Source organism: Paenibacillus sp. IHBB 3054 (genome assembly GCF_051594305.1).
GTDB lineage: Bacteria > Bacillota > Bacilli > Paenibacillales > Paenibacillaceae > Paenibacillus_AQ.
In genome coordinates this window covers 1-3,902 of the sequence record NZ_JBOFBG010000084.1, presented here as the reverse complement: position 1 = coordinate 3,902, position 3,902 = coordinate 1, and the positions used below count along the sequence as shown (strand labels likewise).

At 36.3% G+C, this 3,902-nt stretch carries 4 protein-coding genes; 2 read left to right on the top strand and 2 right to left on the bottom strand.

Annotation, left to right across the window (positions count from 1 at the left end):
* Window positions 1–24: 24 nt before the first annotated feature.
* Window positions 25–561, top strand: a complete 537-nt coding sequence (locus ACQ76X_RS35615; RefSeq protein ID WP_341378006.1) for a hypothetical protein — start codon at window positions 25–27, stop codon at window positions 559–561.
* Window positions 562–913: 352 nt separating this feature from the next.
* Entirely contained in the window at window positions 914–1,795 is an 882-nt protein-coding gene (locus ACQ76X_RS35610; protein WP_438498617.1) for an RES domain-containing protein, read from the top strand.
* A 142-nt stretch (window positions 1,796–1,937) separates the two neighbouring features.
* Here the strand turns inward: ACQ76X_RS35610 and ACQ76X_RS35605 are convergent, their stop codons facing one another.
* Both ACQ76X_RS35605 and ACQ76X_RS35600 read right to left on the bottom strand, forming a co-directional pair.
* Window positions 1,938–3,491, bottom strand: coding sequence for a S8 family peptidase (locus ACQ76X_RS35605; RefSeq protein WP_438498616.1), 1,554 nt, complete (start codon window positions 3,489–3,491; stop codon window positions 1,938–1,940).
* Window positions 3,492–3,504: 13 nt separating this feature from the next.
* On the bottom strand, window positions 3,505–3,759 hold the full coding sequence (locus tag ACQ76X_RS35600; protein WP_438498615.1) for a hypothetical protein: 255 nt from the start codon (window positions 3,757–3,759) through the stop codon (window positions 3,505–3,507).
* Between the last annotated feature and the right edge of the window lie 143 nt (window positions 3,760–3,902).

Genomic DNA, 3,902 nt, shown 5'->3' with positions numbered 1-3,902 from the left:
AGTTGGCTAGGGAAGAGGTGAACAGTGAACATATCCGAAACTGTGTTTGCGGAATATTTTCGTGCATTGAATTATGAACCTTACAGGTATACTAAACAGGAAATGAGATTAAGTAAAACCCCCGATTTAAAAATATTTATAGAAGGTATCCTTTCAATGTATTGTGAAGTTAAAGAAATAAATGAGGATGAAAGACAGGACGACATACAGCATGATAATACATACAACATTGTTTCAGATTGTATCTATGGGTCATCAAAACAGTTTTTAGCTGTAAATCCAGCTCATAATCAGCCCAATATTCTGGCCATTTATAGTAGACGAACGGGGACAGATATTCAAGACTTTAAGATCACGTACGAAGGTGTATTGGAAACAGAGAAGGGGGAGCGCTGGCCTTTTCTAAAAAACGTATCGGAGGGCAGGATCAAGAAAATGAAAACAGAAATTGATCTTTGTATTTGGTATGACGAGTTTGAAGAAACATTTAAAAAGTGTTTCTGTAGCGACTCTCCTCATTACAATAGATTAAAACTTTTCTTCCCAGATAAGAATATTTAGGAGTGAATGAGCTGAGCACCACATATAAAGTTCTGGAAAGTGATACTGATTTTCTAACAGCCGCGTTGTCACAATCAAAGGTGTTCGTCTTGTACCGAGAAGGTCCGGATCCAATTGGTCACTTGATGGATTATGGCGGCATAGTTGAGGGATGCGCTCCAGACTCTATTAAGATAGCCGGTGAATACTTTGTCAGGGAACGATTTGAATTTAGAGCATATATAAAATAAACCCCTGCTCATTCCCCGTCGGGTATTTTGATTACCGGAAAAAATTACTTACCAGTAATATATAGCTTATTTGTAAAGTTTTAGATAGTGTAGCATCTTTTTTATACTAGGGAGGAGATGTTTTGGAATTTGGTAAATGGACTATAAAGGATAATGATGATGAAAACGTAGATGTTTCTGAGCTTGCATCCACCATTACTGTTTCAACTGATGATTTTGCCCAGTATCATTGGAGGAAATTTGAGAGCGTGATTAAAGACGTTTTAAGTACTTTTATTTCACATTTACCATCAATTACAATTAGCGTTAATCAAGATTTTTTTAGAGGTCGCAAATGGGAAGAGGGGCGAACATTTAAGAATGTAAGAGAAATAAAGGCTCCGCCTGCCTATTTAGCAGGAGCAGGAAGGATTAATCCAGTAGGCTTGCCATTTTTATATGTAGCTGATTCCATTGGTACAGCATTAAGAGAAGTTCATCAAAAAGCAGGGACGCCAACAACTATTGCTAAATGTTCTCCTAATAGAGAACTAAGAATAATAGATCTCACTCATGGAATCGAAGAGGAAGATAAAGTGCATAGTTTTCGTAGGATTATAAATAACAACTTTTCTAAACCAGTGGAATTAAATAAAACCATTGTAGAATATCTTCCTACGCAAGTAATTGCTCTTTATATTAAGGATCAATTGAAATTAGATGGTGTGAAATATAAAAGTTCAGTTAATGCAGGAGGATATAATATTGTTTTATTCGATGAGAGCAATATGAATTTTTGGCAAAAGATCCTATTTATGAATAAATATGAACCGTATAAATCTTTATTTACACGTTCTTTCAGTGACGATAAAATATTAAGCAACGGAAGCACCGCACCCTGCCTTCACTGGCGGGGTATTTCTTTGCGTTCAGGAAAACATCCTTATCCCTTTACCAATGATACAGAATTCATATCCTTGAATAAAAACCACATATTCCCTCAACAACCCTTAAGTGTATTGTGAATTTATGTCGATAAACAGGCTGTACGGAAAGTTAGAAAGACTGAGTACAATGATAGTAATCGAAGGGAGATAGAAAAACCAGACTATACGTTTGTAGTCTGGTAATGGCGTACGATTTTTAAATCGAGAGAGTGAATAACAGTCAAGTGTTCTTAAAAACTGGTATACCAGCTCCAGTTCGAGTTGCATCGAAGGGTGAAGGTACACAAAGTGAGCGTATTAATTCAAACAATGCAGTAACTCGTTGAATGTTACGCTCTTGAAACTGCATCTTAAATAGAGGGTGGTGTGCAAGTAATAATGTAGCAATCCCAGTAATATGAGGAGCCGCCATAGAAGTACCAGATTCGGCTTTATACCCTCCTCCCGGTACTGTGGAAATGATCGCCACTCCGGGTGCGCATACTGAAATTTCAGGGCCATAACAAGAAAACTTAGGCCAAAACATTCCAGTAGAGGTTTGTAGGTTAACATCTCCTATAGTGGAGTCCCAAGTGTTTTTTTGTATGTTTGCGATATTTCCAATAGCTGCTACTGCGAAAGCATATGGGGAACTTGCGGGATATCTTACTGAATTCCCGGAATTGCCTGCTGCTACTATGCAGGCTATCCCATTTTGTGCAGCAATATTTAATGCCTCTTCTACAGTTGCGTTTACTGTATCAGCTCCTAAACTCATATTGACTACATCGATTTTATGTTCGACGCAGTAATCTAAAGCCTCAATTAAGCTACTGTAGCTACCTCCAGGAAAAATTTTTAGAATATGAACTTCTGCTTCGGGAGCAAAACCATTTGAACCTTCTACATTACGAGCAGCAATTACCCCAGCACAATGTGTACCATGACCAATTTCATCTTGATTCCATTTAGAAGCATCGTCACTTGTAAAATCCATCCCTAAATTAATATGTTTTAGGAGTTTATGTTGATTATCGCACCCACTATCTATTATTGCGACTTTAATTCCCGCACCAGTCATGTCTTTGGGAATATTACTTAGACCAATCAACTGTTGTCCCCAACCCACCTTAAAATCTTCGTTCTTTTCAAAAAGTGGTTTTAACTTGATGGTATTAATTGAAGAAAAAGATATTTCAGGATTTTTATTATATATATCCCAATAATTATTAGTAGGAGTAACCACTAATAATCTTGCCGATGGGTTTTTCTCCAGACTCACAAATTCGAGCGAAACCATTCCGTTCTCATCTGTAATATTTTGTGATGGATATGCATCGCCCACTAATTGTACCATTACCTTTGATATAGGTTGATCGTCAATACCAATAATTTTAAATTGTACAGTAGTAGTAATTATTTTTGAGGAAGCTGTAAAAGACAGTCCCTTAAAGCCATGTTCTACTGCAACACTTCCGTAAGTTAAAACTTCATCTTTAGTGATCGATAAATTTTGAGGCAAAGTCTCTTTTAAGAGCTCTGCGCGTTCAGGGTCTATTTTAGCTACCACTATGTCAGTTGCGACTTCAGTATTGACTCCAAGCGTCTTTAATGAACCTTGTTTTCTCTTTACGCTTTTTACTATGTCCAATCCCATGTCAGAAAGCATTCGATTCATTGTTGATGCACTCATTGGCGTGTAGAATTGAGCTGTGTTTGAAGAGTTTGGTGCTATCATATAGTTTTCTTTTGAGTTGAGAGTAACTTCAAATGTTTTTGATTCAGAATCTGGCATATTAATTATCCTTTCATAAATGAAATTGATCTAGTGACTCGTCTAACGAAATATCCACTTGGTTACCAAAAACCTTTTTTAAGTTATCAACAGTAACTTGGTCGGTTTTAATAACAGCAAAACAAAGGATTTTTTTACTGATAACTTTAATTAGTTGAACAGACGGATCCTCTTCCAGTTTATTAATTACTTGCGAAAATAAAATTTGCATATCATTGTTTTTACTGATAGGTGCAACTAACCATTTCTTATTGTTTGAATTATCCACAGACATCTTCCTTCTAGAGATATGTTTCGGGCATTGCTGCTAAAGCATTAGCAATGCCCGAATTAATAAGAAATACTTAATGAACCATCATAGAAGAGTTATTTAAAGTTTCAGAAATATTTACTGGTGAGAATGCTTGAAAA